Source organism: Escherichia sp. 93.1518 (assembly GCF_013368915.2).
GTDB lineage: Bacteria > Pseudomonadota > Gammaproteobacteria > Enterobacterales > Enterobacteriaceae > Escherichia > Escherichia ruysiae.
Map to the genome: position 1 here is coordinate 13,590 of NZ_JABWMT020000015.1, position 25,838 is coordinate 39,427.

General features: G+C 53.5%; 20 protein-coding genes. 9 read left to right on the forward strand and 11 right to left on the reverse strand.

The window, feature by feature from the left end; all coding sequences use genetic code 11:
• Positions 1 to 246 precede the first annotated feature (246 nt).
• From argH to argC, 3 genes are read right to left on the reverse strand one after another with little or no spacing between them, the layout of a single operon-like run.
• Entirely contained in the window at positions 247 to 1,620 is a 1,374-nt protein-coding gene (gene argH / locus HEN21_RS12885) for an argininosuccinate lyase (RefSeq protein WP_176252147.1), read from the reverse strand.
• A gap of 60 nt (positions 1,621 to 1,680) precedes the next feature.
• Positions 1,681 to 2,457 (reverse strand): acetylglutamate kinase, encoded by a 777-nt coding sequence (gene argB, locus HEN21_RS12890; protein ID WP_001362445.1) that lies wholly within the window; start codon positions 2,455 to 2,457, stop codon positions 1,681 to 1,683.
• Between the two features lie 7 nt (positions 2,458 to 2,464).
• Positions 2,465 to 3,469, reverse strand: coding sequence for an N-acetyl-gamma-glutamyl-phosphate reductase (argC, locus tag HEN21_RS12895; RefSeq protein WP_000935357.1), 1,005 nt, complete (start codon positions 3,467 to 3,469; stop codon positions 2,465 to 2,467).
• 153 nt (positions 3,470 to 3,622) lie between these two features.
• On the opposite strand from argC, the gene argE reads away from it, so the two are divergent.
• The 4 genes from argE (at position 3,623) to HEN21_RS12915 (ending at position 10,756) form a co-directional block, all read left to right on the forward strand.
• Complete coding sequence (gene argE, locus HEN21_RS12900) at positions 3,623 to 4,774, forward strand: acetylornithine deacetylase (RefSeq protein WP_032226759.1); 1,152 nt, start codon at positions 3,623 to 3,625, stop codon at positions 4,772 to 4,774.
• A 350-nt stretch (positions 4,775 to 5,124) separates the two neighbouring features.
• Positions 5,125 to 7,776: a phosphoenolpyruvate carboxylase gene (ppc, locus tag HEN21_RS12905; protein WP_176252148.1), complete on the forward strand. Its 2,652-nt coding sequence runs from the start codon at positions 5,125 to 5,127 to the stop codon at positions 7,774 to 7,776.
• A gap of 180 nt (positions 7,777 to 7,956) precedes the next feature.
• Positions 7,957 to 9,690, forward strand: a complete 1,734-nt coding sequence (locus HEN21_RS12910) for a phosphoethanolamine transferase CptA (protein ID WP_000556330.1) — start codon at positions 7,957 to 7,959, stop codon at positions 9,688 to 9,690.
• 214 nt (positions 9,691 to 9,904) lie between these two features.
• Positions 9,905 to 10,756: an AraC family transcriptional regulator gene (locus HEN21_RS12915; protein ID WP_000274606.1), complete on the forward strand. Its 852-nt coding sequence runs from the start codon at positions 9,905 to 9,907 to the stop codon at positions 10,754 to 10,756.
• Here HEN21_RS12915 and HEN21_RS12920 read toward each other — a convergent pair.
• Genes HEN21_RS12920 through HEN21_RS12940 form a run of 5 tightly spaced genes read right to left on the reverse strand, consistent with a single transcriptional unit; the run spans position 10,743 to position 15,692 of the window.
• Positions 10,743 to 11,084 (reverse strand): PTS fructose-like transporter subunit IIB, encoded by a 342-nt coding sequence (locus HEN21_RS12920; RefSeq protein ID WP_176252149.1) that lies wholly within the window; start codon positions 11,082 to 11,084, stop codon positions 10,743 to 10,745. The two genes, HEN21_RS12915 and HEN21_RS12920, sit on opposite strands and share 14 nt — an antisense overlap.
• A gap of 1 nt (position 11,085) precedes the next feature.
• Positions 11,086 to 11,964 carry a [formate-C-acetyltransferase]-activating enzyme gene (locus tag HEN21_RS12925; protein ID WP_000204107.1) on the reverse strand — a complete coding sequence of 293 codons (879 nt, stop codon included), beginning with the start codon at positions 11,962 to 11,964 and terminating at the stop codon, positions 11,086 to 11,088.
• A complete protein-coding gene (locus HEN21_RS12930; protein ID WP_176252150.1) occupies positions 11,930 to 14,227 on the reverse strand; it encodes a formate C-acetyltransferase in 2,298 nt (765 codons plus the stop codon). Before HEN21_RS12930 ends, HEN21_RS12925 begins: the two co-directional genes overlap by 35 nt.
• Positions 14,228 to 14,277: 50 nt before the next feature.
• The gene (locus tag HEN21_RS12935) at positions 14,278 to 14,598 is read right to left on the reverse strand and encodes a PTS fructose-like transporter subunit IIB (protein ID WP_000161265.1); all 321 of its coding nucleotides are present in this window, start codon (positions 14,596 to 14,598) and stop codon (positions 14,278 to 14,280) included.
• A gap of 14 nt (positions 14,599 to 14,612) precedes the next feature.
• A complete protein-coding gene (locus tag HEN21_RS12940; RefSeq protein WP_001004466.1) occupies positions 14,613 to 15,692 on the reverse strand; it encodes a PTS fructose transporter subunit EIIC in 1,080 nt (359 codons plus the stop codon).
• Positions 15,693 to 16,000: 308 nt separating this feature from the next.
• On the opposite strand from HEN21_RS12940, the gene ptsP reads away from it, so the two are divergent.
• The 4 genes from ptsP (at position 16,001) to HEN21_RS12960 (ending at position 21,182) form a co-directional block, all read left to right on the forward strand.
• Positions 16,001 to 18,502, forward strand: coding sequence for a phosphoenolpyruvate--protein phosphotransferase (gene ptsP, locus HEN21_RS12945; RefSeq protein WP_176252151.1), 2,502 nt, complete (start codon positions 16,001 to 16,003; stop codon positions 18,500 to 18,502).
• Positions 18,503 to 18,513: 11 nt separating this feature from the next.
• Positions 18,514 to 19,176 carry a fructose-6-phosphate aldolase gene (gene fsa, locus HEN21_RS12950; RefSeq protein ID WP_000424833.1) on the forward strand — a complete coding sequence of 221 codons (663 nt, stop codon included), beginning with the start codon at positions 18,514 to 18,516 and terminating at the stop codon, positions 19,174 to 19,176.
• A gap of 10 nt (positions 19,177 to 19,186) precedes the next feature.
• Positions 19,187 to 20,290 (forward strand): bifunctional L-1,2-propanediol dehydrogenase/glycerol dehydrogenase, encoded by a 1,104-nt coding sequence (gldA, locus tag HEN21_RS12955; RefSeq protein ID WP_176252152.1) that lies wholly within the window; start codon positions 19,187 to 19,189, stop codon positions 20,288 to 20,290.
• 274 nt (positions 20,291 to 20,564) lie between these two features.
• Positions 20,565 to 21,182: a DUF1287 domain-containing protein gene (locus HEN21_RS12960; protein ID WP_176252153.1), complete on the forward strand. Its 618-nt coding sequence runs from the start codon at positions 20,565 to 20,567 to the stop codon at positions 21,180 to 21,182.
• Positions 21,183 to 21,208: 26 nt separating this feature from the next.
• Here HEN21_RS12960 and yijE read toward each other — a convergent pair whose 3' ends face one another.
• From yijE to metF, 3 genes are all read right to left on the reverse strand, one after another.
• Positions 21,209 to 22,114, reverse strand: coding sequence for a cystine transporter YijE (gene yijE, locus HEN21_RS12965; protein ID WP_176252154.1), 906 nt, complete (start codon positions 22,112 to 22,114; stop codon positions 21,209 to 21,211).
• Between the two features lie 96 nt (positions 22,115 to 22,210).
• Positions 22,211 to 24,391, reverse strand: a complete 2,181-nt coding sequence (gene katG / locus HEN21_RS12970) for a catalase/peroxidase HPI (RefSeq protein WP_176252155.1) — start codon at positions 24,389 to 24,391, stop codon at positions 22,211 to 22,213.
• A 328-nt stretch (positions 24,392 to 24,719) separates the two neighbouring features.
• On the reverse strand, positions 24,720 to 25,610 hold the full coding sequence (metF, locus tag HEN21_RS12975) for a methylenetetrahydrofolate reductase (RefSeq protein ID WP_000007526.1): 891 nt from the start codon (positions 25,608 to 25,610) through the stop codon (positions 24,720 to 24,722).
• Positions 25,611 to 25,685: 75 nt separating this feature from the next.
• On the opposite strand from metF, the gene HEN21_RS12980 reads away from it, so the two are divergent.
• Complete coding sequence (locus HEN21_RS12980) at positions 25,686 to 25,826, forward strand: hypothetical protein (protein WP_000660583.1); 141 nt, start codon at positions 25,686 to 25,688, stop codon at positions 25,824 to 25,826.
• Positions 25,827 to 25,838 lie beyond the last annotated feature (12 nt).

Sequence of the window (25,838 nt, forward strand, 5' to 3'; positions counted from 1 at the left end):
TTAATTATATTCAATTAATTAAACTGTGTATCGCCTGGTGTATTTAAAAATGATTTTTATAGGGAGAGTAAAGCAAGAATAAAAAGGCATGTAACAAATAATGGTTCTGGTTGGGCGTTAAATTTAAGGTCAACAGAATACTGCCTGATGCGACGCTGTCGCGTCTTATCATGCCTACAAAGTGCAACACTACGTAGACATGATAAACAAAGCGCATCAGGCAAACGCCCCATTCTCAGGGGAGCGTTACCCTAACCGAGCCTTTGCAAAAGCAATCGCCTGTGCCACCTGCTGCGGTGAAACACCGCCTTTTGCCGCGCGCTTGTCGAGGCACGATTGCAGCAACAGAATCGGATAGACATCTTCGCCAATCACCTGGCTGAATTTCTGCAACTCGGCGAGCGGCAGATCTTCCAGCGGTTTGCCCTGACGAATGGCTTCCACCACCGCCTCACCCACGATATGGTGCGCCTCGCGGAACGGCACGCCTTTCGCCACCAGGTAATCCGCCAGTTCAGTGGCGTTCGCGTAACCCTGCTGCGCCGCTTCCTGGCAACGCGGGCGTTTCACCTGAATACCGTCCAGCACCAGCGCCGCCATATGCAGGCAGTCCAGCCAGGTGTCGAGCGCGTCGAACAGACCTTCTTTGTCTTCCTGCATATCTTTGTTGTAAGCCAGCGGCAAACCTTTCAGCGTCATCATCATGCCGGTTAACGCGCCCTGCACCCGACCGCATTTACCGCGAATCAGCTCCAGCGCATCCGGATTTTTCTTCTGCGGCATTAATGATGAACCGGAAGTCACGCGGTCAGAAAGCTCCACAAATCCCGCTTCGCCGGTGTTAAAGAAAATCAGATCTTCGGCAAAACGCGACAGATGCACCATGCCGATGGCGGCAGCAGAAAGCAGCTCCAGCACATGATCACGGTCAGAAACGCTGTCCAGACTGTTACGTGTCGCCGAGGCAAAGCCCAGCCAGCCTGCTAACTGTTCACGATCGATTTCATAGGCCGTTCCCGCCAGTGCGCCACAGCCTAACGGGCTGACATCCAGACGCTTAAGCGCATCCTGCAAACGACTTTCATCACGCGCCAGCATCTCAACATAGGCCAGGCACCAGTGCGCGAAAGTTACCGGCTGGGCGCGTTGCAGGTGCGTGTAACCCGGCATTACCGCATCCTGATTGTTTTGCGCGGTTTCCACCAGCGCCGATTGCAGCTGCCGGTTAGCCGTCAGCAACTCGCCAACGGTATCTTTGCACCACAACTTCAGATCGGTTGCCACCTGATCATTACGGCTACGCCCGGTATGCAGTTTTTTGCCTAACTGACCCACTTTGTCGATCAGTTTACCTTCCACCCAGCTATGGATATCTTCGGCGTCGCTTTCAAGGATTTGTTGTGGCCTGGCGCGAACCTCTTCCAGCAGCACGTTCAGCGCCTCTTCCAGTTGCGCCTGCTCTTCTGCGGTCAACACGCCTACCGTTACCAGGGCTTTGGACCAGGCCACAGAGCCAACAATATCCTGCTCCGCCAGACGGTAATCAAAGCGCAGTGAGTCGTTGAATTGTTTGAACCGTTGATCTGCTGCCTGGGTAAAACGCCCGCCCCAAAGTGCCATAACTCTGTTTCCTTATTTTGAAATTCAATGCCGGAAAGCTGCGCCTCCGGCCAACAAAACTTAAGCTAAAATCCGCGTACCCATCGGCATACCGTTAAACAGTGCCGGAAGCTGTTCCGCATGACGCCAGGAGGCGATATCTACCGGACGGCCGAGCGTGCGCGCAGCATCCAGCGCCGCGTTCACTTTCACTATCATGCCGTCAGTAATAATGCCTTGCTCAATCAATTGTTCTGCTTTCGCGGCGGTCATTTCGGCAATACGTTGCCCTTTGCCGTCGAGAATGCCGCTGACGTCGGAAAGCAAAATCAGATCCGCGCCCAGCGTTGCCGCCAGCGCCGTCGCCGCCTGGTCAGCATTGACGTTCATCAGTTGCCCTTCGTCCGTTACGCCAATGGAGCTAACCACCGGGAGATAACCGTTTTCCAGCAACGTATTGATAAGCTTAGGCGAACCTGGCTGCGCCAGTCCAACATGACCTAACTCTTCATCAAGCTGGGTCACTTTGACGCTGTCGCCGTCACCAAGAAACAAACCTACGGCAGCAATCTGATGTTTCTTCGCCCACGCCAGCAGGGTTTTATTTGCCGTTCCCGCCAGCGCCCCGGTGATAATGTCTATCTGATCCGCAGGCGTCACCCGCAGGCCGTTTTTCTTTTTCACCGGCAGATTCAGCCCTTTCATCAGCTCATCCACCACGCAGCCGCCGCCGTGGACAATCACCAGCGGACGCTGATGTGACTCACGATAATTCACCAGTGCGCTAAACAGACGTTCCAGCGCCTCTTCACTATCCAGCAATACGCCGCCCAGTTTGATAATTAATGGATTCATGATTGCACCCTTAAATAAGAGACTGCGTTTGGGCATAGCCAAAACGAATATTGGCGCACTGTACCGCTTGTGCCGCCGCACCTTTCAATAAATTGTCTTCGGTCGCCACAATAATCAGATGCTCGCCCTGAACGGCAAACCCGATATCGCAGAACGGCAGCCCGACGACGTTTTTTAGCGCCGGAACGCCTTTGTCATACAGGCGCACCAGCGGTTGATGGGCATACGCCCGCTGTAACGCTTGCGCCACTTGCGCCTGGTTCACGCCAGGCTTCAGGCGGCAAGTAATGGTTTCGAGAATGCCGCGCGGGAAATTGCCCAGATGCGGGGTGAAGATAACGTCAGCACCGAGATGCGTGGCGATCTCCGGCTGGTGGCGATGGGTAAAGACACCATACGGTTGCAGGCTAACTTCACAAAAGCTATTTGAAATCGCTGCCTTACGTCCCGCTCCGCTCACACCGCTGGTGGCGTTAATCACCGGCCACTGACTGAGGTCGAGAAGATCGGCATCAATCAACGGTTTCAGCGCCAGTTGTGCCGCCGTCGGATAACAGCCCGGCACCGCAATCAAGTTCGCTTCTTTTAATTTATTGCCACACCACTCCGCCAGACCATAAGCGGCCTGTTCCAGCAGTTCCGGGTATTGATGGGTAAAGCCGTAATATTTTTCATAGAAGGCAGCGTCGTTAACACGAAACGCGCCAGAAAGGTCGAACACCACGCAGCCCGCTTCAAGAAATTGCGGTGCTAAATCGTGGCTGACTTCATGGGCGGTGGCGAGAAACACCACGTCCACCCCTGGGCTAAACTCGCTGATATCCGACATCGGCTGCAACGGCAGATCAACGATGCCTTTTAGCTGCGGATGCAAATCGGAGATTAACTTTCCCGCATCATTGCTTTGCGCTGAAACAGTCAAAGCGGTTATGTTCATATGCGGATGGCGATTTACATAGGTCACTAGCTCTGCGCCAGCGTAGCCGCTGGCACCCACAATCAGCGTATTCAACATCGGGGCTATTCACCTTCTTATGTCTGGTTGCCAGGTTAAACGTAAAACATTCACCTTACGGCTGGTGGGTTTTATTACGCTCAACGTTAGTGTATTTTTATTCACAATTAATGCATGAATATTGATACTATCATGACCAGAGGTGTGTCAACAATGAAAAACAAATTACCGCCATTTATCGAGATTTACCGTGCTCTGATTGCCACACCTTCAATAAGCGCCACGGAAGAGGCACTCGATCAAAGCAATGCAGATTTAATCACTCTGCTGGCGGGCTGGTTTAAAGATTTGGGCTTCAATGTGGAAGTGCAGCCCGTGCCAGGAACTCGCAACAAATTTAATATGCTGGCCAGTTGCGGACAGGGTGCTGGCGGCTTGCTGCTGGCGGGTCATACCGATACGGTGCCATTTGATGATGGTCGCTGGACGCGCGATCCGTTTACGCTGACAGAGCATGACGGCAAGCTTTACGGCTTAGGCACCGCCGACATGAAAGGCTTTTTTGCGTTTATCCTTGATGCGCTACGCGATGTCGACGTCACGAAGCTTGCAAAACCGCTCTACATTCTGGCGACTGCCGATGAAGAAACCAGTATGGCAGGAGCGCGTTATTTTGCCGAAACTACCGCCCTGCGCCCGGACTGCGCCATCATTGGCGAACCGACGTCGCTACAACCGGTACGCGCGCATAAAGGCCACATCTCCAATGCCATTCGCATTCTGGGTCAGTCGGGGCATTCCAGCGATCCGTCGCGCGGAGTTAACGCTATCGAACTGATGCACGACGCCATCGGTCATATTTTGCAATTGCGCGATAACCTGAAAGAGCGTTATCACTACGAAGCGTTTACCGTGCCATATCCCACGCTCAACCTTGGGCATATTCACGGCGGCGACGCCTCTAACCGTATTTGCGCTTGCTGCGAGTTGCATATGGATATTCGTCCGTTGCCTGGCATGACGCTCAATGAACTTAATGGTTTACTCAACGACGCGCTGGCTCCGGTGAGCGAACGCTGGCCGGGTCGTTTGACGGTCGAAGAGCTGCATCCGCCGATCCCTGGTTACGAGTGCCCGCCGAATCATCAACTGGTTGAAGTGGTTGAGAAATTACTCGGTGCAAAGACCGAAGTGGTGAACTACTGTACCGAAGCACCGTTTATTCAGACGTTATGCCCGACGCTGGTACTGGGGCCGGGTTCCATCAATCAAGCCCATCAGCCTGATGAATATCTGGAGACACGGTTTATCAAGCCCACCCGCGAACTGATCACCCAGGTCATTCACCATTTCTGCTGGCATTAAAACGTAGTCCGGATAAGGCGCTCGCGCCGCATCCGGCACTGTTACCAAACTCCAGTGCCACAATAATGTCGGATGCGATGCTTGCGCATCTTATCCGACCTACACCTTTGGTGTTATGTATGGTGATTTTTTAACATTCCCATAAGTTACGCTTATTTAAATCATCGTGAATTTAATGGCGTAAATTCCTGCTAGTTATTCGTTTGCTGAAGCGATTTCGCAGCATTTGACGTCACCGCTTTTACGTGGCTTTATAAAAGACGACGAAAAGCAAAGCCCGAGCATATTCGCGCCAATGCGACGTGAAGGATACCGGGCTTCAAACAATAAGATGGGGTGTCTGGGGTTATATGAACGAACAATATTCCGCATTGCGTAGTAATGTCAGTATGCTCGGCAAAGTGCTGGGAGAAACCATCAAGGATGCGTTGGGAGAACACATTCTTGAACGCGTAGAAACTATCCGTAAGTTGTCCAAATCTTCACGCGCTGGCAATGATGCTAACCGCCAGGAGTTGCTCACCACCTTACAAAATTTGTCGAACGACGAGCTGCTGCCCGTTGCGCGTGCGTTTAGTCAGTTCCTGAACCTGGCCAACACCGCCGAGCAATACCACAGCATTTCACCGAAAGGCGAGGCAGCCAGCAACCCGGAAGTGATCGCCCACACCCTGCGTAAACTGAAAAACCAGCCGGAACTGAGCGAAGACACCATCAAAAAAGCGGTGGAATCACTGTCGCTGGAACTGGTTCTCACTGCGCACCCAACCGAAATTACCCGCCGTACACTGATCCACAAAATGGTGGAAGTGAACGCGTGCTTAAAACAGCTCGACAACAAAGATATCGCTGACTACGAACACAACCAACTGATGCGCCGCCTGCGCCAGTTGATCGCCCAGTCATGGCATACCGATGAAATCCGTAAGCTGCGCCCAAGCCCGATAGATGAAGCCAAATGGGGCTTTGCCGTAGTAGAAAACAGCCTGTGGCAAGGCGTACCGAATTACCTGCGCGAACTAAACGAACAACTGGAAGAGAATCTCGGCTACAAACTGCCCGTCGAATTTGTTCCGGTGCGTTTTACCTCGTGGATGGGCGGCGACCGCGACGGCAACCCGAACGTCACCGCAGACATTACCCGTCACGTACTTCTGCTCAGCCGCTGGAAAGCCACCGACCTGTTCCTGAAAGATATTCAGGTGCTGGTTTCTGAACTGTCGATGGTTGAAGCAACCCCTGAACTGCTGGCGCTGGTCGGCGAAGAAGGTGCCGCAGAACCGTATCGCTATCTGATGAAAAACCTGCGTTCCCGCCTGATGGCAACCCAGGCATGGCTGGAAGCGCGCCTGAAAGGTGAAGAACTGCCGAAGCCGGAAGGTCTGCTGACGCAGAACGAAGAACTGTGGGAGCCGCTCTACGCTTGCTACCAGTCCCTGCAAGCGTGTGGTATGGGCATTATCGCCAACGGCGATCTGCTCGATACTCTGCGCCGCGTGAAATGTTTCGGTGTACCGCTGGTGCGTATTGATATCCGTCAGGAGAGCACCCGTCATACTGAAGCACTGGGTGAATTGACCCGCTACCTCGGCATCGGCGACTACGAAAGCTGGTCAGAGGCCGACAAACAGGCGTTCCTGATCCGCGAACTGAACTCCAAACGTCCGCTTCTGCCACGCAACTGGCAACCGAGCGCCGAAACGCGCGAAGTGCTTGATACCGGTCAGGTGATTGCCGAAGCACCGCAAGGTTCAATTGCCGCCTACGTGATCTCAATGGCGAAAACGCCGTCTGACGTACTGGCTGTCCACCTGCTGTTGAAAGAAGCGGGTATCGGGTTTGCAATGCCGGTGGCTCCGTTGTTTGAAACTCTCGATGACCTGAACAACGCCAACGATGTCATGACCCAGTTGCTGAATATCGACTGGTATCGCGGCCTGATTCAGGGCAAACAGATGGTGATGATTGGCTATTCCGACTCGGCAAAAGATGCGGGCGTGATGGCGGCTTCCTGGGCGCAATATCAGGCACAGGATGCGTTAATCAAAACCTGCGAAAAAGCAGGTATTGAACTGACGCTGTTCCACGGTCGCGGTGGTTCTATTGGTCGCGGCGGCGCACCGGCTCATGCGGCGCTGCTATCGCAACCGCCAGGAAGCCTGAAAGGCGGCCTGCGCGTGACCGAACAGGGCGAGATGATCCGCTTTAAGTACGGTCTGCCGGAAATCACGGTCAGCAGCCTGTCGCTGTACACCGGGGCGATTCTGGAAGCCAACCTGCTGCCACCGCCAGAGCCGAAAGAGAGCTGGCGTCACATTATGGATGAACTGTCAGTCATCTCCTGCGATCTATACCGTGGTTATGTGCGTGAAAACAAAGACTTTGTTCCATACTTCCGCTCCGCCACGCCAGAACAGGAACTGGGCAAACTGCCGTTGGGTTCACGTCCGGCAAAACGTCGCCCGACCGGCGGCGTCGAGTCACTGCGCGCCATTCCGTGGATCTTCGCCTGGACGCAAAACCGCCTGATGCTCCCAGCCTGGCTGGGCGCGGGTACTGCGCTGCAAAAAGTGGTCGAAGATGGCAAACAGAGCGAGCTGGAAGCCATGTGCCGCGACTGGCCGTTCTTCTCAACGCGTCTGGGAATGCTGGAAATGGTCTTCGCCAAAGCAGACCTGTGGCTGGCGGAATACTATGACCAACGCCTGGTCGACAAAGAGCTGTGGCCGTTAGGTAAAGAGTTACGCAATCTGCAAGAAGAAGACATCAAAGTGGTGCTGGCAATTGCCAACGATTCTCATCTGATGGCCGATCTACCGTGGATTGCCGAGTCTATTCAGCTACGAAATATATACACTGACCCGCTGAACGTACTGCAGGCAGAGTTGCTGCACCGCTCCCGCCAGGCAGAAAAAGAAGGCCAGGAGCCGGATCCCCGCGTCGAACAAGCGTTGATGGTCACTATTGCCGGAATTGCAGCAGGTATGCGTAATACCGGCTAACCCCCATCCTCTCTCAACCCTCGTGCAATAGCGCGAGGGTTTTCTGAAATACTTCTGTTCTAACACCTTCGTTTTCAATATATTTCTGTCTGCATTTCACCCAGATTCTGGATATCCCTTCAGATATCCTTAAGGTTTTGTCCTTACATTCGGCGCTATTATCCAAAACGGGTTCTTACTATGCATTCCACTGAAGTCCAGACTAACCCCCTTTTTAGCTGGAAAGCCCTGGGTTGGGCACTGCTCTACTTTTGGTTTTTCTCTACCCTGTTACAGGCCATTATTTACATCAGCGGCTACAGCGGCACCAACGGCATTCGCGACTCACTGCTGTTCAGTTCGCTGTGGTTGATCCCGGTATTCCTCTTTCCGAAGCGGATTAAAATTATTGCCGCAGTGATCGGCGTGGTGCTGTGGGCGGCCTCTCTGGCGGCGCTGTGCTACTACGTCATCTACGGTCAGGAGTTCTCGCAGAGCGTTCTGTTTGTGATGTTTGAAACCAACACCAACGAAGCCAGCGAGTATTTAAGCCAGTATTTCAGCCTGAAGATTGTGCTTATCGCGCTGGCCTATACGGCGGTGGCAGTTCTGCTGTGGACACGCCTGCGCCCGGTCTATATTCCGAAGCCGTGGCGTTATATCGTCTCTTTTGCCCTGCTTTATGGTTTGATTCTGCATCCGATCGCCATGAATACGTTTATCAAAAACAAGCCGTTTGAGAAAACGTTGGATAACCTGGCATCACGCATGGAACCTGCCGCACCGTGGCAATTTCTGACCGGTTATTATCAGTATCGCCAGCAACTTAACTCGCTGACGAAGCTGCTGAATGAAAATAATGCATTACCGCCACTGGCTAATTTCAAAGATGAATCGGGTAACGAACCGCGCACCCTGGTACTGGTGATTGGCGAGTCAACCCAGCGTGGACGCATGAGTCTGTACGGTTATCCGCGCGAGACCACGCCGGAGCTGGATGCGCTGCATAAAACCGATCCGAATCTGACCGTGTTTAATAACGTGGTTACGTCTCGTCCGTATACCATTGAAATCCTGCAACAGGCGCTGACTTTCGCCAACGAAAAGAACCCGGATCTGTATCTGACGCAGCCGTCGCTGATGAACATGATGAAACAGGCGGGTTATAAAACCTTCTGGATCACCAACCAGCAGACGATGACCGCCCGCAATACCATGCTGACGGTATTTTCGCGCCAGACCGACAAGCAGTACTACATGAACCAGCAACGTACGCAGAGTGCACGTGAATACGACACTAACGTGCTGAAGCCGTTCCAGGAAGTGCTGAAGGACCCCGCGCCGAAGAAACTGATCATCGTTCATCTGCTGGGTACACATATCAAATACAAGTACCGTTACCCGGAAGATCAGGGCAAGTTTGATGGCAATACCGATCATGTCCCACCAGGATTAAGCGCAGAAGAGCTGGAGTCGTATAACGATTACGACAACGCTAACCTGTATAACGATCACGTGGTGGCAAGCCTGATTAAAGACTTTAAAGCGACCGATCCGAACGGTTTCCTGGTTTATTTCTCTGACCACGGTGAAGAGGTTTACGACACGCCGCCACACAAAACCCAGGGGCGTAACGAAGATAATCCGACGCGCCACATGTACACCATTCCGTTCCTGCTGTGGACGTCGGAAAAATGGCAGGCGACTCATCCGCGTGATTTCTCGCAGGATGTCAATCGTAAATACAGCCTGGCAGAACTGATCCACACCTGGTCGGATTTGGCGGGCTTATCTTACGACGGTTACGATCCAACCCGTTCGGTGGTGAACCCGCAGTTCAAAGAAACCACTCGCTGGATTGGCAACCCGTACAAGAAAAACGCGCTGATCGATTACGACACTCTGCCGTATGGCGATCAGGTGGGTAATCAGTAATTATCAGTCAGGTGCTATTTGCCGGATGCGACGCTTGACGCGTCTTATCCGGCCTACAGATTGCGGCGGTAGGTCAGATAAGGCGTTTACGCCGCATCCGGCAATACAACTGCCGCAATGTTTACATCGAACTCTCATCAGGCCACACTTTTCAGGTGGCCTTTTTTCATAATGCCAGTTACTGTTTTCCCGTCTACATACCTAAGGGAATAACATGTATCACGACGTCAGCTATCTGCTCTCCCGCCTGATAAACGGCCCGCTGTCGCTGCGCCAGATTTACTTTGCCTGCACCAACGGTCCGGCTCCCGATCTCGCATATCGGGTCGATTTTCCACGGCTGGAAATTGTGCTGGAAGGTGAGTTTGTTGATACCGGTGCTGGCGCAACGTTAGTTCCCGGCGATGTACTATACGTTCCCGCTGGCGGCTGGAACTTCCCGCAATGGCAAACACCCGCCACCACCTTCAGCGTGCTGTTTGGCAAACAGCAGCTCGGATTCAGCGTCGTGCAATGGGATGGAAAGCAATACCAAAATCTGGCAAAGCAGCACGTCGCCCGACGCGGCCCGCGCATTGGTTCATTCTTGTTGCAAACGCTCAATGAAATGCAAATGCAGCCACAGGAGCAGCAAACGGCAAGGCTTATCGTCGCGAGTCTGCTTAGCCACTGCCGCGACTTGCTCGGCAGCCAAATCCAGACCGCCTCACGCAGCCAGGCACTATTTGAAGCGATTCGTGATTATATCGATGAACGCTATGCCTCCGCGCTAACCCGTGAATCTGTCGCGCAGGCATTCTATATTTCGCCCAATTACCTCTCCCACCTGTTTCAAAAAACGGGTGCGACGGGCTTTAACGAATACCTGAATCATACACGGCTGGAACATGCAAAAACGTTGTTGAAAGGCTATGACCTGAAGGTAAAAGAAGTGGCGCACGCCTGCGGCTTCGTCGACAGCAACTACTTCTGCCGTCTGTTTCGTAAAAACACCGAACGCTCGCCGTCGGAGTATCGTCGGCAGTATCACAGTCAACTGACAGAAAAACCGACTACTCCAGAATAAGATGGGTTTGCTGCGGCGCAGAAAGCACTTTGCGCACCGCGCTCATTACCCGCTGCGGCTCACGCAGGAATGCGTAGATGCTGCATTGCACATAGCGGCAATGTTCAAATCGCTCGGCACCGGCAAGCTCGATATCCGTAATCAACAGAGCAACATCCGCCAGACGGATATCCTCGTCCGCTAAACGATTCTCCGTTCCCAGCGCGCCCTGAGTTTCAATGCTGACGCTCCACTTCTCTAACTGGCACAACTTTTCCAGCCGTTCCGCCGCCATATAAGTATGCGCCACGCCACTGACGCAGGCGGTTACTGCCACCAGGTATGCCATTTTAACCTCCCACGGTAACCTGAAATCCGGCCCGTTCTGCCATTTCGCGCATCGTTGCCACATCAGCTGACGACGGCGCAGAAACCTCTTTCATCGACCATGTTTTCCCCAGCAGGCGGTATTTCGGTTCACCGTACTGATGAAACGGCAACAGGTGGATTTGCCTGATATTCAGCGGGATCAGCACGTCCAGCGCCTGCTGCATATTCTCCCGGCTGAGCGTGAAACCTGGGATCAGCGGTAAACGCGGGATCACGTTGACACCTTCGCTTACCAGCAAACGCAGGTTCTCCAGCACACGTGGCAGATTCATCTTCACCACATCCCGCGCCTGAGTCGCGTCCATAATTTTTAAATCGAACAACACTTCATCGCACAATTTCGCCAGCGGTAGCAGCTTGCTGGCTGGCGCATCTCCGGCAGTTTCGATAGCGCATGAGACGCCCCACAGCCGCAGTCGCTGTAAAAAACGGGTCGCAAATTCCGCCTGCATTAACACTTCGCCGCCAGAAAGCGTGACACCACCGCCAGACGTGCGAAAGAAAATGTCATCTTTCATCACTTCCCGTTCCAGAGCGTCAAGGCTGATATCGCGACCAATCCGTTCAAACGCCCCAGACGGGCATTCATCTGCATCACGCAAACATTTCGCGCAGTGCAGACATTTCGCCTCTCTGCGTACCGTCTGGATTTTGCCGGAGATCGACTCCGGATTAGCACACCACGGGCAAAGATGCGGGCAGCCTTTAAAAAAGACCACCGTGCGAATGCCTTCACCGTCATTCAGCGAATAACGCTGAATGTTGAAAATGCGCGCCACGTCATCGCGGCGCGTTTCCACAACGTTACAGCTGATGCGCTGTCCGGCGGATGATGTCATCCTGGATCTCCTTCGACAGTTCGACAAAGAAGGCGCTGTATCCGGCAACGCGCACCACCAGCCCGGCATAGTCCTGTGGGCGTTGTTGCGCTTCCCGCAACGTGTCGGCATTCACCACGTTAAACTGAATATGCTGCAACTTAAGCTGGGTAAATGCCCGTAAGAAGTCGGCCAGTTTGCGTAATCCCGCTTCACCTTCCAGGGTCGCTGGAGTGAATTTCACGTTCAGCAATGTACCGTTAGAAAGCAGCGTGTTATCGAGCTTACTGACTGACTTCAGTACCGCCGTTGGCCCTTGTGCGTCCTGGCCCAGCATTGGCGACAAGCCACCGTCTGCCAGTTGCTCTCCGGCAAAACGACCGTCTGGCGTCGCGCCAACCACCGATCCCAACGGGACATGAGCAGAAACGGTATACGACCCCGGCGTGAAGTAGCCACCGCGCGAGTTCTGGTATTTTTCCACTTCTTTGCAGTAATGGCGCAGCAGTTCGGCGCTGATGTTATCCACCTCGTCAATATCGTTGCCGTATTTCTCAAAGCGGTTAATTAAGCGAGCGCGGATTTTTTCGCCTTCGGGCGTTGCGAAGTTGGCTTTTAATACCGACAGCAATTCGTCAAAACTTAAACGCTGTTGATCAAAAATCATCCCTTTCAACGCATGGAGAGAATCGCTCAGGTTAGCGATACCGATCCCCTGTACGCCGGAGAAGTTATAACGCGCGCCGCCATCGGTAATATCGCGGCCTTTTTCCAGACAATCGCTGATAAACGACGAAAGCAGCGGCACTGGTGCCCAGTCACGATGGCCGATATCGCAAATATTGCTGCCTTCAACCATCAGAGTGATGTAGTGGCTGATCTTGGCGCGGATTTGTTCCAGTAAACCGTCATAAGTCAGCGCAGCATTGCCTTCATTTTCATGCAGGCAGATTTCCATCACTTTCAGCAGGTTAAACATTGCGATGTCATGCAAGCCGTAGGTTCTGCCAGGAATAGACAACTCTACGCAGCCCACTACGGAATAGTCGCGCGCATCTTCCAGCGAAACGCCTCGGTTGAGGAACGCTGGCACCACCACTTCATCATTGAAGATTTGTGGAATACCAGTGCCGAGGCGAATGGTTTCTGCGGTTTTCATCAGGAACGGCGTGTCGATCAAGGCGTTAGTGCGCACACCAAGGTTCGGTTGCGGTAATTGCACGCTTTGATAGGCGTCGAGGCAGAGGAACGAAAGCACGTTCACCGCGCTACGTCCGTTTTCCGTTAAACCGCCGAGCAGTGCGGTATAGCCGGTCGGGAATCCCGCAAAATAGCGCGCGCTGCTGGTGGAGCGTAACAGCACGATGTCGTTGCACTTCACCCATAAAGATTCGAGCAATTCTTTCAGGAACGCCGGATCTTCGCCCTGGGTTAATGATGCCTGATAGAACGGCAACATATACTGGTCAAAGCGCCCTAACGACAGCGAACTGGCGTTGGATTCGTATTGCAGAATGATGTTCATGTACCAGAACAACTGGCACGCCTGCCAGAACGTCTGCGGCTTATGTTGCGCGTTATGACGGGAGATCTCTGCAATAGTCAGCAGTTCTTCACGACGCTGGGCATCGGTGCAGTTTGCCGCCATCGTTTCCGCCAGTTCGGCATAACGCAAAATGTGTTTTTGTGAAGCTTCCAGCAGTAACAGCGCGGCCTGATAAAAGTGATTATCCGGCTGTTGCTGGCAATGTTGCTGCATCTGCGCCACCAGTGCACCCAGCCCGTGATTCAGCAGGCGCGGGTAATCAATAATGATGTGCCCCTGGCCTTTATCCGTCTGGTTGATGCTGAAAATCTGCGTGCTGGTTGCGACTTTTACTTCATCCGTCATCTGCCCGTTGATGAAATCTTTCATCGAACGTTTTTCCCAGTACGGGAACAACTCTTCGCGGTAGATACGTTTATCTTCTTCGCTAATGGCGAAGCGATCCTGCGGTCGCGTCGGGAATTGATCCAGCTCTTTCAGCAGCCAGTAAGGGTCCATTTCCGGCGACATAATCCCGGCGCGAGGTTTTACGGTGCGGTTACCGGCAATCAGTTCTTCATCACGAATCGAAATTTCAACGTGTTCCAGGATATACGCTGTGGCTTTTGCCCGACGAATAATCACCGGTTCGCCTTCGGTTTGCTTATGGCTGGCGGTATAAAGCAGCGCACGCTCCAGCGAGATTTCACGGGTATTGGCAAACAGTGCAGTTTTAAGGCGAGAGATACGATTCGTCATGAGGAACTCCTGTAGGAAAGCGAACCCGCCCTTGCGGGCGGGATAAGAACTTAAGCGGTTTGCGCCAGGTGAGCTTCAATTTTGCTCATGATGGCATCAGCGCGTTTTACTGCATCGCTGATGTTGACGCGCACGATGGTCTTGCCAGCAAAACGCTCTTCAAACTTGATGCCGATATCTTTGGTCAGAATCACCATATCGGCGCTCGCCACGTCTTCAGCAGTCAGTTCATTTTCCAGACCGATCGAGCCCTGGGTTTCTACTTTCACTTCCCAGCCTTTCGCTTTCGCGGCACTTTCCAGCGCCTCTGCAGCCATATAGGTATGGGCAACACCTGAAGGACATGCGGTTACTGCAATAATTTTCGTCATGGCTCGTTCCTCAATTAATTAATTTCAAAATCCAGATCCAGGTCGTCTTCCTTCTCATCAGTCGAAGACCCATTTTTACGCGCCAGACTTTTCAGTACGTTCACGCAGACTGCCGTCACAACCGCCCCGACAGCCACTGCCGCGATATAACCCAACTTACCTTCAACCACCGGCAGCACAATCAGACCACCCCAACCTGCATAGCACTGCGCGCCGACCATTGCTGCGGTCACCGTGCCACAAACTGAACCGACCATGATGGAAGGGATCACGCGTAACGGATCGGCAGCAGCGAAAGGAATCGCCCCTTCGGTGACGCCAACGCACCCCATCACCAGCGCCGCTTTGCCGGTTTCGCGCTCTTCAGCGGAGAAATTTTTACGACCAATCAGCGTCGCCAGCCCCATACCCAGCGGCGGGATACAAATACCCACAGCGGCAATGGCCACCACGGTATAAACCCCCTGAGCAACGCAAATCAGCATGAACGCATAGGCCACTTTGTTAACCGGACCGCCCATATCGAACGCCAGCATCAGTCCCATGATCACCGCCAGCATAACAATGCTGCCCTGCTGCATCCCCTGAAGCCACTGGGTCAGACTATTGGTCAATGCACCCACTGGCTCGCCCAGCCCCCACATCATGACGCCAGCGGTAATCAGTGTGCCGACGATCGGGATGATGAAGATTGGCATGACGGAACGCAGAACTTTATGCACCGGAATTTTCTTCAGGTAATGCACCACGATGCCGCCGATAATCCCGGCGATCAGCGCACCAAAGAAGCCCGCGCCAAAACTGTTGCCGACCCAGGCACCGATAGCACACGGAGCCAGCGCAGAGCGTTCAGCAATGGAGTAACCGATGTACGCCGCGAGGAAAGGCACCATCAGCGTCAAACCCGCAACGCCGATATCAAACAGTTTTTTCAGATTCGGATCGGCTACGGCATCCGGCACTGCGCCTTTGCCATACAACATGACGGAAACCGCCAGCAAAATACCGCCCGATACCACGAAGGGAATCATGTGTGAAACGCCCGTCATTAAGTGCTGACGGGTATTTTTCAGGATCTGCACCAACTCATTCATAAGTCGCTCCCGGGCTTAGTAAAGCCCATGTCCATATTTTTGATGGCAGAAACAATAGGCAATCACAGGCAGGGCAAACAGTGGATAAAAAGGCCATTTACTGGATTTTTGTAATGTCTGTACAAAAATGCGATCCGCCTCATAACTTGCGTTAACTCGGAATCATGCCGGAGTGGCGCGTCTTGTGAGACGCGTCGCAAATTAGCGGTTACATTACATTTGTCCAGCTTTTGGCAGTTTTGTCACATGGCAGGCCGTTGCCATGCGCTCTTATCCTGTAAACAGAAAACCGTACCGGGAGAGAGGCAATGGCCCTGATTGTGGAATTTATTTGTGAGCTACCTAACGGCGTACATGCGCGTCCGGCAAGCCACGTTGAAACGCTGTGTAATACTTTTTCATCACAAATTGAGTGGCATAACCTGCGCACTGACCGCAAGGGCAACGCCAAAAGCGCCCTTGCGCTGATTGGCACCGATACGCTGGTGGGCGATAACTGCCAGTTACTGATTTCCGGGGCCGACGAACAGGAAGCGCACCAGCGTTTAAGCCAATGGCTACGCGATGAATTCCCCCACTGCGACGCACCGCTGGCGGAAGTAAAATCTGACGAACTGGAACCACTGCCGGTTTCACTGACCAATCTGAATCCGCAAATTATCCGCGCCCGCACCGTGTGCAGCGGTAGCGCAGGTGGCATTCTGACGCCGATCTCTTCTTTAGATCTCAACGCGCTGGGTAATCTTCCCACAGCCAAAGACGTTGACGCCGAGCAATCCGCGCTGGAAAACGGCCTGACGCTGGTGATGAAAAACATTGAGTTTCGTCTGCTTGATAGCGACGGTGCCACCAGCGCGATTCTGGAGGCACACCGCTCACTGGCAGGTGACACTTCGCTGCGTCAACACCTACTGGCGGGCGTCAGCGAGGGATTAAGCTGCGCCGAAGCGATTGTTGCCAGTGCGAATCACTTTTGCGAAGAGTTCGCCCGTTCCAGCAGCAGCTACCTGCAAGAACGTGCCCTGGACGTACGCGACGTCTGCTTCCAGTTACTCCAGCAAATCTACGGTGAGCAACGCTTCCCGGCACCGGGCAAACTGACGCAGCCCGCCATTTGTATGGCTGATGAACTGACCCCCAGCCAGTTCCTCGAACTGGATAAAAATCACCTCAAAGGATTGTTGCTCAAAAGCGGCGGCACCACCTCACATACGGTGATCCTTGCCCGTTCGTTCAACATTCCGACGCTGGTTGGTGTGGATATTGATGCCCTCACTCCGTGGCAGCAACAAACGATTTATATCGACGGCAACGCCGGGGCGATTGTGGTCGAACCGACAGACGCGGTAGCGCGTTATTATCAACAAGAAGCCCGCGTACAGGACGCCCTGCGTGAGCAGCAACGTGTCTGGCTGACCCAGCAAGCCCGCACCGCTGACGGTATCCGCATTGAAATTGCCGCTAACATCGCCCACTCCGTGGAAGCGCAGGCCGCATTTGGCAATGGCGCGGAAGGTGTTGGCCTGTTCCGCACTGAAATGCTCTATATGGACCGCACCAGCGCACCGGGCGAAAGCGAGCTGTACAACATTTTTTGTCAGGCGCTGGAGTCCGCCAACGGACGCAGCATTATTGTGCGTACCATGGACATTGGCGGCGACAAACCCGTTGATTATCTGAACATTCCCGCAGAAGCTAACCCGTTCCTCGGTTATCGCGCCGTGCGTATTTATGAAGAGTACGCCTCGCTGTTTACCACGCAGCTACGGTCGATCCTGCGCGCCTCTGCTCACGGCAGCCTGAAAATCATGATCCCGATGATCTCCTCAATGGAAGAGATCTTATGGGTGAAAGAAAAACTGGCAGAAGCTAAACAGCAACTGCGTAGCGAACACATCCCGTTTGATGAGAAGATCCAGCTCGGCATCATGCTGGAAGTACCGTCGGTGATGTTCATCATCGATCAGTGCTGCGAAGAGATTGATTTCTTTAGTATTGGTAGTAATGACCTGACGCAATATCTGCTGGCAGTGGATCGCGATAACGCCAAAGTCACCCGTCACTACAACAGCCTGAATCCGGCATTCTTGCGGGCGCTCGATTACGCCGTGCAGGCGGTGCATCGCCAGGGCAAATGGATCGGTCTGTGCGGTGAACTGGGGGCGAAAGGTTCCGTGCTGCCGCTGCTGGTCGGTTTAGGGCTAGATGAACTCAGCATGAGCGCGCCGTCAATTCCGGCAGCAAAAGCGCGGATGGCGCAACTTGATAGCCGTGAATGCCGTCAGTTACTCAACCAGGCGATGGCCTGCCGTACTTCGCTGGAAGTGGAACACCTGCTGGCACAATTCCGCATGACACAACAGGACGCACCACTGGTCACCGCTGAGTGCATCACGCTGGAAAGCGACTGGCGCAGCAAAGAAGAAGTGCTGAAAGGCATGACCGATAACCTGCTGCTGGCAGGCCGCTGCCGCTATCCGCGTAAACTGGAAGCCGACTTGTGGGCGCGCGAGGCCGTTTTCTCTACCGGTCTGGGCTTTAGTTTCGCTATTCCGCACAGCAAATCGGAACATATTGAGCAGTCCACCATCAGCGTGGCGCGTCTGGCAGCACCGGTACGCTGGGGCGATGATGAAGCGCAATTCATCATTATGTTAACCCTGAACAAACACGCTGCGGGCGATCAGCACATGCGTATTTTCTCGCGCCTCGCTCGCCGCATCATGCACGAAGAATTCCGTAACGCGCTGGTTAACGCCGCCTCTGCCGACGCTATCGCCAGCCTGCTGCAACATGAACTGGAACTTTAAAAGGAAACATCATGGAACTGTATCTGGACACCGCTAACGTCGCAGAAGTTGAACGTCTGGCACGCATATTCCCGATTGCCGGGGTGACAACTAACCCGAGCATTATCGCTGCCAGCAAGGAGTCCATCTGGGAAGTGCTGCCGCGTCTGCAAAAAGCGATTGGTGATGAGGGCATTCTGTTTGCTCAGACCATGAGCCGTGACGCGCAGGGTATGGTGGAAGAAGCGAAGCGTCTGCGCGACGCCATTCCGGGCATTGTGGTGAAAATCCCGGTGACCGCCGAAGGTCTGGCAGCAATTAAAATACTGAAAAAAGAAGGTATTACTACGCTTGGCACCGCTGTATATAGCGCCGCACAAGGGTTATTAGCCGCGCTGGCAGGCGCCAAATACGTTGCTCCGTATGTTAACCGCGTAGACGCCCAGGGCGGTGACGGTATTCGCACGGTTCAGGAGTTGCAAGCATTGCTGGAAATGCACGCGCCAGAAAGCATGGTGCTGGCTGCCAGCTTTAAAACACCGCGTCAGGCGCTGGATTGTTTGCTGGCAGGATGTGAATCCATCACCCTGCCCTTAGATGTAGCGCAACAAATGCTCAACACGCCTGCGGTAGAGTCAGCTATAGAGAAGTTCGAACACGACTGGAATGCCGCATTTGGCACTACTCATCTCTAAAGGAGCAATTATGGACCGCATTATTCAATCACCGGGTAAATACATCCAGGGCGCAGATGTCATTAATCGTCTGGGCGAATACCTGAAGCCGCTGGCGGAACGCTGGTTAGTGGTGGGTGACAAATTTGTTTTAGGCTTTGCTCAATCCACTGTCGAGAAAAGCTTTAAAGATGCTGGACTGGTAGTAGAAATTGCGCCGTTTGGCGGTGAATGTTCGCAAAATGAGATCGACCGTCTGCGCGGCATTGCGGAAACCGCTCAGTGTGGCGCAATTCTCGGTATCGGCGGCGGCAAAACCCTCGATACCGCCAAAGCACTGGCGTACTTTATGGGTGTTCCGGTAGCAATCGCGCCGACCATAGCCTCTACCGACGCACCGTGTAGCGCACTGTCTGTTATCTACACTGATGATGGTGAGTTTGACCGCTATCTGCTGCTGCCGAACAACCCGGAACGCGTCATTGTCGACACCAAAATCGTCGCTGGCGCACCTGCACGCCTGTTAGCGGCGGGTATCGGCGATGCGCTGGCAACCTGGTTTGAAGCACGTGCCTGCTCTCGCAGTGGCGCGACCACCATGGCGGGCGGTAAGTGCACCCAGGCGGCGCTGGCGCTGGCTGAACTGTGCTACAACACCCTGCTGGAAGAAGGCGAAAAAGCGATGCTCGCCGCCGAACAGCATGTGGTAACTCCGGCGCTGGAGCGCGTGATTGAAGCGAACACCTATTTGAGCGGCGTGGGCTTTGAAAGCGGTGGTCTGGCTGCGGCACACGCTGTGCATAACGGCCTGACCGCTATCCCGGACGCGCATCACTATTATCACGGCGAAAAAGTGGCGTTTGGTACGCTGACACAGCTGGTGCTGGAAAACGCGCCGGTTGAGGAAATCGAAACCGTCGCGGCGCTGTGTCATGCCGTTGGTCTGCCAATTACCCTGGCGCAACTAGATATTAAAGAAGATATTCCGGCGAAAATGCGGATTGTAGCGGAAGCATCTTGTGCGGAAGGTGAAACTATTCACAACATGCCAGGCGGCGCAACGCCAGATCAGGTTTACGCCGCACTGCTGGTAGCCGACCAGTACGGTCAGCGTTTCCTGCAAGAGTGGGAATAACCTATGCCAAACTCCCGGCTTGTCCGGGAGTTTGAACGCAAAATTGCCTGATGCGCTACGCTTATCAGGCCTACGCAATCCCTGCAATATATTGAATTTGCGTGCTTTTGTAGGCCGGGTAAGGCGTTCACGCCGCATCCGGCACTCTGTGCCAGTAATCTGAAACTCCCACGTTGTTCGGGAGTTTTTTATCCGCTTCTGGACACTTTCTCCACAGAACAATCGTCAGCCCGGAAGGTCGAATCTGTGACTCTTATTTTCACGGACGAAACAGATGAAAGCTTCACTGGCGCTGGTCAGCCTTCTGACAGCCTTTACCAGCCACTCCTTAAAATCTCCCGCTGTTCCACCAACCGTGGTACAAATTCAGGCCAACACCAACCTTGCCATCGCGGATGGCGCCCGACAGCAAATTGGCAGTACGCTGTTTTACGATCCGGCATATGTGCAGCTTACCTATCCTGGCGGCGATGTCCCGCAGGAGCGCGGCGTATGCTCCGATGTAGTGATCCGCGCCCTGCGCAGCCAGAAGGTCGATTTGCAGAAGCTGGTGCACGAAGATATGGCGAAGAATTTTGCCGATTATCCACAAAAGTGGCAGTTAAAACGCCCTGACAGCAACATCGATCACCGTCGGGTGCCGAACCTGGAAACCTGGTTTACCCGCCATGATAAAACACGCCCCACCAGCAAAAACGCCAGTGACTATCAAGCGGGCGATATTGTCTCCTGGCGATTAGATAACGGGCTGGCGCATATTGGCGTGGTTTCAGATGGTTTTGCCCGCGACGGCACACCGCTGGTGATTCATAACATTGGTGCAGGCGCGCAGGAAGAAGACGTGCTGTTTAGCTGGCGGATTGTCGGGCACTACCGGTATTTTGCTAAATAAGCGATAGCACCCAGTAAAGATACGCTTCAGATCCTTTTTACGTTGATGGCTTCTTTTTTCTTACGGCTCACCAGCGCCAGTGCCAGCACAATCAGCACAATACCGCTACCTTCAACCGCGCCGGGATTCTCACCGAGCAGCCACCAGGAAAAGAGTACCCCGCAAACGGGAACCGCCAGTGTGCTTAAGCTGGCGATACTGGCGGGTAAGTTTTTCAGCACGAACAACCATAAGCTCCAGGCCAGCGCCGTCGCCAGAATCGCACTGTATACCAGCGCCCAGAACACGGTGGGCTGCCAGTCAATTTCACGTTGCGGCACCAGTAAAGCGACCACACTCATCACCAGCGCCGCATAAAGCATCTGCCAGGATGTTAATGACAATAAATCCACGCGCGGATGGCGGGCATAAAGGCGTTTAGCAACAATCGCGCTCGCCCCCCAACTGACGCCGGAGAGGATTGCCAGGATGGCGCTTTTCATTGAGGAGAAATCGAGTTGCCACGGCTGCAACACCAGCAATAAACCAACGGCAGCAATCAGAATCGCGAAATATTGCCCGCGTCGCAGTCGTTCACCGAGAAACAACGCCGCGAGAATCACCACCCAGAACGGCATGGTATAACTCAGGATAGCCACTTTTCCCGCACCGCCGCTGACCAGTGCCCATTGCGCCAGCCCTACCATCCCGCAGGTTTGTAACAGGGCAATGGCTAAAGTGTATTTAAACGGCGTCGGGCGCATCCCACGACCACGTAATAAAAGGACGATGAACAGAACGAGAGCGCCGAAAATGCAGCGTAAGGCGGTAAAGTCGAAGGCACCGATGTAGCTGGTAACTTGCTTCATGAAAATCCAGCTATAACTCCAGATAAGTGTGAGCACAACCAGGCCACTGATTGCCAGTGGGTTGCTCTTTCCCGTAGTAGGCATGAGAGATCCAGCGTGTAGTAGTTTTGTTAGCGACACTATACGCCGGTAAAGAAACTTCAGCGACTGCCTGAAAGGCAGTCGCTGAAGGAGATCAGATTACAGCAGGTCGAAACGGTCGAGGTTCATGACTTTCACCCATGCCGCCACGAAGTCTTTAACAAACTTCTCGTGGGCATCGCTGCTGGCGTAAACTTCTGCCACCGCGCGCAGGACAGAGTTAGAACCAAATACCAGATCCGCACGGCTGGCAGTGTATTTCACTTCGCCGGTTTCACGGTCACGGCCTTCGAAAAGTTCTTTCGATTCGTCGGTCGCTTTCCACTCGTAACGCATATCCAGCAAGTTCACAAAGAAGTCATTGCTCAATACGCCCACGCGGTCAGTAAAGACGCCGTTTTTGCTGCCATCAAAGTTGGCACCCAGTACGCGCATCCCACCCACCAGCGCAGTCATTTCCGGCGCGGTCAGCGTCAGTTGCTGTGCTTTATCAATCAGCAGTGACTCGGTGGTGGAAACATCCAGACGAGCGCGGTAGTTACGGAAGCCGTCAGCAATCGGCTCCAGCAGCTCGAACATCTCAATGTCGGTCTGATCCTGACGCGCATCGACGCGACCCGGCGCAAATGGTACATGAATGCTCAACCCTGCGGCGCTTGCGGCTTTCTCTACGCCAACCACACCTGCCAGCACGATGATATCCGCCAGCGAAGCTTTGCCAGACTCTTTCTGGATTTTCTCCAGAACTGGCAGAGCACGAACGGCTGCAGCGTTCACATCCCAGTCGCGCTGTGGTGCTAATGCCAGACGCGCACCGTTGGCGCCACCGCGTTTGTCGCCACCACGGAAAGTAGAAGCAGACGCCCAGGCCACCGATACCAGCTCACTGACAGACAGACCAGAATCCGCAATCGCAAATTTCAGATCGATAATGTCTTGTTCGGTCGGGTTGTAGATCGGCTGCGGCAGCGGATCTTGCCAGATCAGATCTTCTTTCGGCACTTCCGGCCCGATGTAGCGAGATTTCGGCCCCATATCCCTGTGCGTCAGTTTGAACCAGGCACGGGCAAAGGCTTCGTTGAACGCCTGCGGATCGTTGAGGAAACGACGAGAGATCTTCTCGAACTCCGGATCAAAACGCAGCGTCAGGTCAGTCACCAGCATCGTCGGCTTACGTTTCTTCGACGGATCAAACGGATCCGGGATAATTTCCGGTGCGTCTACCGCTTCGAACTGGATTGCGCCAGCCGGGCTGCGGGTCTGTACCCACTCATATTTGAACAGGTTTTCGAAGAAATAGTTGCTCCACTGGGTCGGCGTCTGCGTCCAGACTACTTCCAGACCAGAGGTAATGGCATCTGCGCCAACGCCGCTGCCGTAAGTGCTCGACCAGCCTAAACCTTGTTCTTCAATCGGTGCAGCTTCCGGGTCAGGACCAACGTTAGATGTCGGACCGGCACCGTGGGTTTTACCCAGCGTGTGTCCACCCGCGATCAGCGCCACGGTTTCTTCGTCGTTCATCCCCATGTTGCCAAAGGTCGCGCGGATAGCTGCCGCCGCAGAAAGCGGTTCGCCGCTGTGATCCGGGCCTTCCGGGTTAACGTAAATCAGCCCCATCTCGGTTGCGCCCAGCGGTGCTTTCGCCAGTGCTTCCGGATGACGGTGGGTCAGCCAGGCTTTTTCATCACCCCAGTTAACGTCGAGATCCGGTTCCCAGACGTCTTCACGACCGGCACCAAAACCGAAGGTACGGAAGCCGGAATTTTCCAGCGCCACGTTACCCGCGAGGATAAACAGGTCTGCCCAGGAGATTTTCTGACCATATTTCTGTTTGATTGGCCACAACAGGCGACGCGCTTTATCGAGGCTAACGTTATCCGGCCAGGAGTTCAGCGGTGCAAAACGTTGCTGACCACGACCTGCGCCGCCGCGTCCGTCGATGGAACGGTAAGTCCCCGCGCCGTGCCAGGCCATACGAATAAATAAGCCCGCATAGCTGCCCCAGTCGGCAGGCCACCACGGCTGAGATTCTGTCAGCAGGGCTTTCAGATCTTTTTTCAGGCCGTAGTAATCTAATTTGCTGAATTCTTTGCGGTAGTCAAAGTCCTCACCCAGTGGGTTAGAACGATTAGAATGTTGGTTTAACAGGTCAACACGGAGTTGATTTGGCCACCAGTCGCGAGTGGTTGTGCCCCCACCTGCGCTCTGGTCATGACCGCCCTGATGGAACGGGCATTTGCCGGTGGCTGTCGTGTTATGGATATCGTCTGACGTGCTCATCAATGTGCTCCCCTCTACAGTGTTACCGTTACGATACACAGCGTTAGAGAGAAGTTATAATTGAATTAATCCACGGATGCGATAGTTGAGATCTTACATATTGTTGGTTAAAGAGATGTAGATCAAATTGATCGTAATTAAGCCTTTTTGATTATGTCCGATTTAGGACAAATACTTTATAAAAAAGGGTTCTAGCTTCGCATCCTTCAAGGGAGGAGGGAGAAAACAAGGCTGACTACCTTATTTTCCCTCTCTCATTTCGAGGCAGCATTTTGTGCTCTGTTTAAAATTTGTGATCACTGTGTGATTTTCACAAAAGCCACAATATTTATAAACCAGGTCGAACACCCAGCGTATGACAAATCGCGTAACTCATTTCAGCGCGGTTAAGCGTATAGAAGTGGAAATCTTTAACCCCTTCCCGGCTTAAAATCTTCACCATGTCCATGGCGATATTCGCACCCACCAGCTTGCGGGTTTCAGCATCGTCATCCAGACCGTCAAACATTTGCGCCATCCACGCCGGAATACGCACGTTAGTCATGTCGGCAAATTTCTTCGCCTGTTTAAAGTTAGAGACCGGCAAAATGCCCGGAATAATTTCCACATCGATACCCGCCGAGACGCAGCGATCGCGAAAACGCAGGTAGCTTTCGACATCGAAGAAGAACTGAGTAATCGCACGGTTGGCACCGGCATCGACTTTACGTCTCAGGTTAAGCAAATCTGCCTGGGCACTTTTCGCTTCCGGGTGAACTTCCGGATACGCCGCCACGGAGATATCGAAATCAGCGACTTCTTTTAACAGCGTCACCAGGTCAGAGGCATACATTTCCGGCTTACCGCTTCCCGGCGGCAGGTCGCCACGCAGCGCCACAATATGGCGAATGCCGTTATTCCAGTAGTCACGAGCGATGGTGCGCAGCTCATCGGGAGTCGCATCAATGCAGGTGAGATGCGGCGCAGCTTCGAGACCAGTGCGATCTTTAATGCCTTTAATAATGCTGTGTGTACGGTCGCGCTCGCCAGAGTTCGCGCCATAGGTCACCGAGACAAACTTCGGTTTCAGGCTGCTAAGGCGATCAATGGAGTTCCACAGGGTCTGCTCCATTTCACTGGTACGCGGCGGGAAAAACTCGAACGAAACGTTAATCTGCCCCTGGACTTCTGCCAGGCTCTGATTCAGGGCATCCCGCTGGCTGGCGTGAAAAAAGCTCATACCTTACCTCATCAATCGCTTATCGTTATATGTTGTGTTGTGAACATCTATCCATTTAGACGTCCAGATGTAAAGATGAAGGAAAAGCCGAAGGGCGTCAACCGAAAAATGACCAATGATGGTGAGGAAAAATCAGGGAAGATGAAAAAGATTCAGGATGGGAATTACAAGAAACCTGGCAGACGGATTTATTGCTTCTTGCCGGATGCAGCGTGAACGCCTTATCCG

Excerpts from the sequence above, each read along its gene's own strand:
- ppc (WP_176252148.1), top strand. The coding sequence starts at position 5,125 with ATGAACGAACAATATTCCGCATTGCGTAGTAATGTCAGTATGCTCGGC.
- HEN21_RS12940 (WP_001004466.1), bottom strand. The coding sequence starts at position 15,692 with ATGAATGAGTTGGTGCAGATCCTGAAAAATACCCGTCAGCACTTAATG.
- argC (WP_000935357.1), bottom strand. The coding sequence starts at position 3,469 with ATGTTGAATACGCTGATTGTGGGTGCCAGCGGCTACGCTGGCGCAGAG.
- argH (WP_176252147.1), bottom strand. The coding sequence starts at position 1,620 with ATGGCACTTTGGGGCGGGCGTTTTACCCAGGCAGCAGATCAACGGTTC.
- yijE (WP_176252154.1), bottom strand. The coding sequence starts at position 22,114 with ATGCCTACTACGGGAAAGAGCAACCCACTGGCAATCAGTGGCCTGGTT.
- HEN21_RS12930 (WP_176252150.1), bottom strand. The coding sequence starts at position 14,227 with ATGACGAATCGTATCTCTCGCCTTAAAACTGCACTGTTTGCCAATACC.
- metF (WP_000007526.1), bottom strand. The coding sequence starts at position 25,610 with ATGAGCTTTTTTCACGCCAGCCAGCGGGATGCCCTGAATCAGAGCCTG.
- HEN21_RS12925 (WP_000204107.1), bottom strand. The coding sequence starts at position 11,964 with ATGACATCATCCGCCGGACAGCGCATCAGCTGTAACGTTGTGGAAACG.
- HEN21_RS12920 (WP_176252149.1), bottom strand. The coding sequence starts at position 11,084 with ATGGCATACCTGGTGGCAGTAACCGCCTGCGTCAGTGGCGTGGCGCAT.
- fsa (WP_000424833.1), top strand. The coding sequence starts at position 18,514 with ATGGAACTGTATCTGGACACCGCTAACGTCGCAGAAGTTGAACGTCTG.
- HEN21_RS12980 (WP_000660583.1), top strand. The coding sequence starts at position 25,686 with ATGAAGGAAAAGCCGAAGGGCGTCAACCGAAAAATGACCAATGATGGT.
- HEN21_RS12915 (WP_000274606.1), top strand. The coding sequence starts at position 9,905 with ATGTATCACGACGTCAGCTATCTGCTCTCCCGCCTGATAAACGGCCCG.
- katG (WP_176252155.1), bottom strand. The coding sequence starts at position 24,391 with ATGAGCACGTCAGACGATATCCATAACACGACAGCCACCGGCAAATGC.
- gldA (WP_176252152.1), top strand. The coding sequence starts at position 19,187 with ATGGACCGCATTATTCAATCACCGGGTAAATACATCCAGGGCGCAGAT.
- ptsP (WP_176252151.1), top strand. The coding sequence starts at position 16,001 with ATGGCCCTGATTGTGGAATTTATTTGTGAGCTACCTAACGGCGTACAT.
- HEN21_RS12935 (WP_000161265.1), bottom strand. The coding sequence starts at position 14,598 with ATGACGAAAATTATTGCAGTAACCGCATGTCCTTCAGGTGTTGCCCAT.
- HEN21_RS12910 (WP_000556330.1), top strand. The coding sequence starts at position 7,957 with ATGCATTCCACTGAAGTCCAGACTAACCCCCTTTTTAGCTGGAAAGCC.
- HEN21_RS12960 (WP_176252153.1), top strand. The coding sequence starts at position 20,565 with ATGAAAGCTTCACTGGCGCTGGTCAGCCTTCTGACAGCCTTTACCAGC.
- argE (WP_032226759.1), top strand. The coding sequence starts at position 3,623 with ATGAAAAACAAATTACCGCCATTTATCGAGATTTACCGTGCTCTGATT.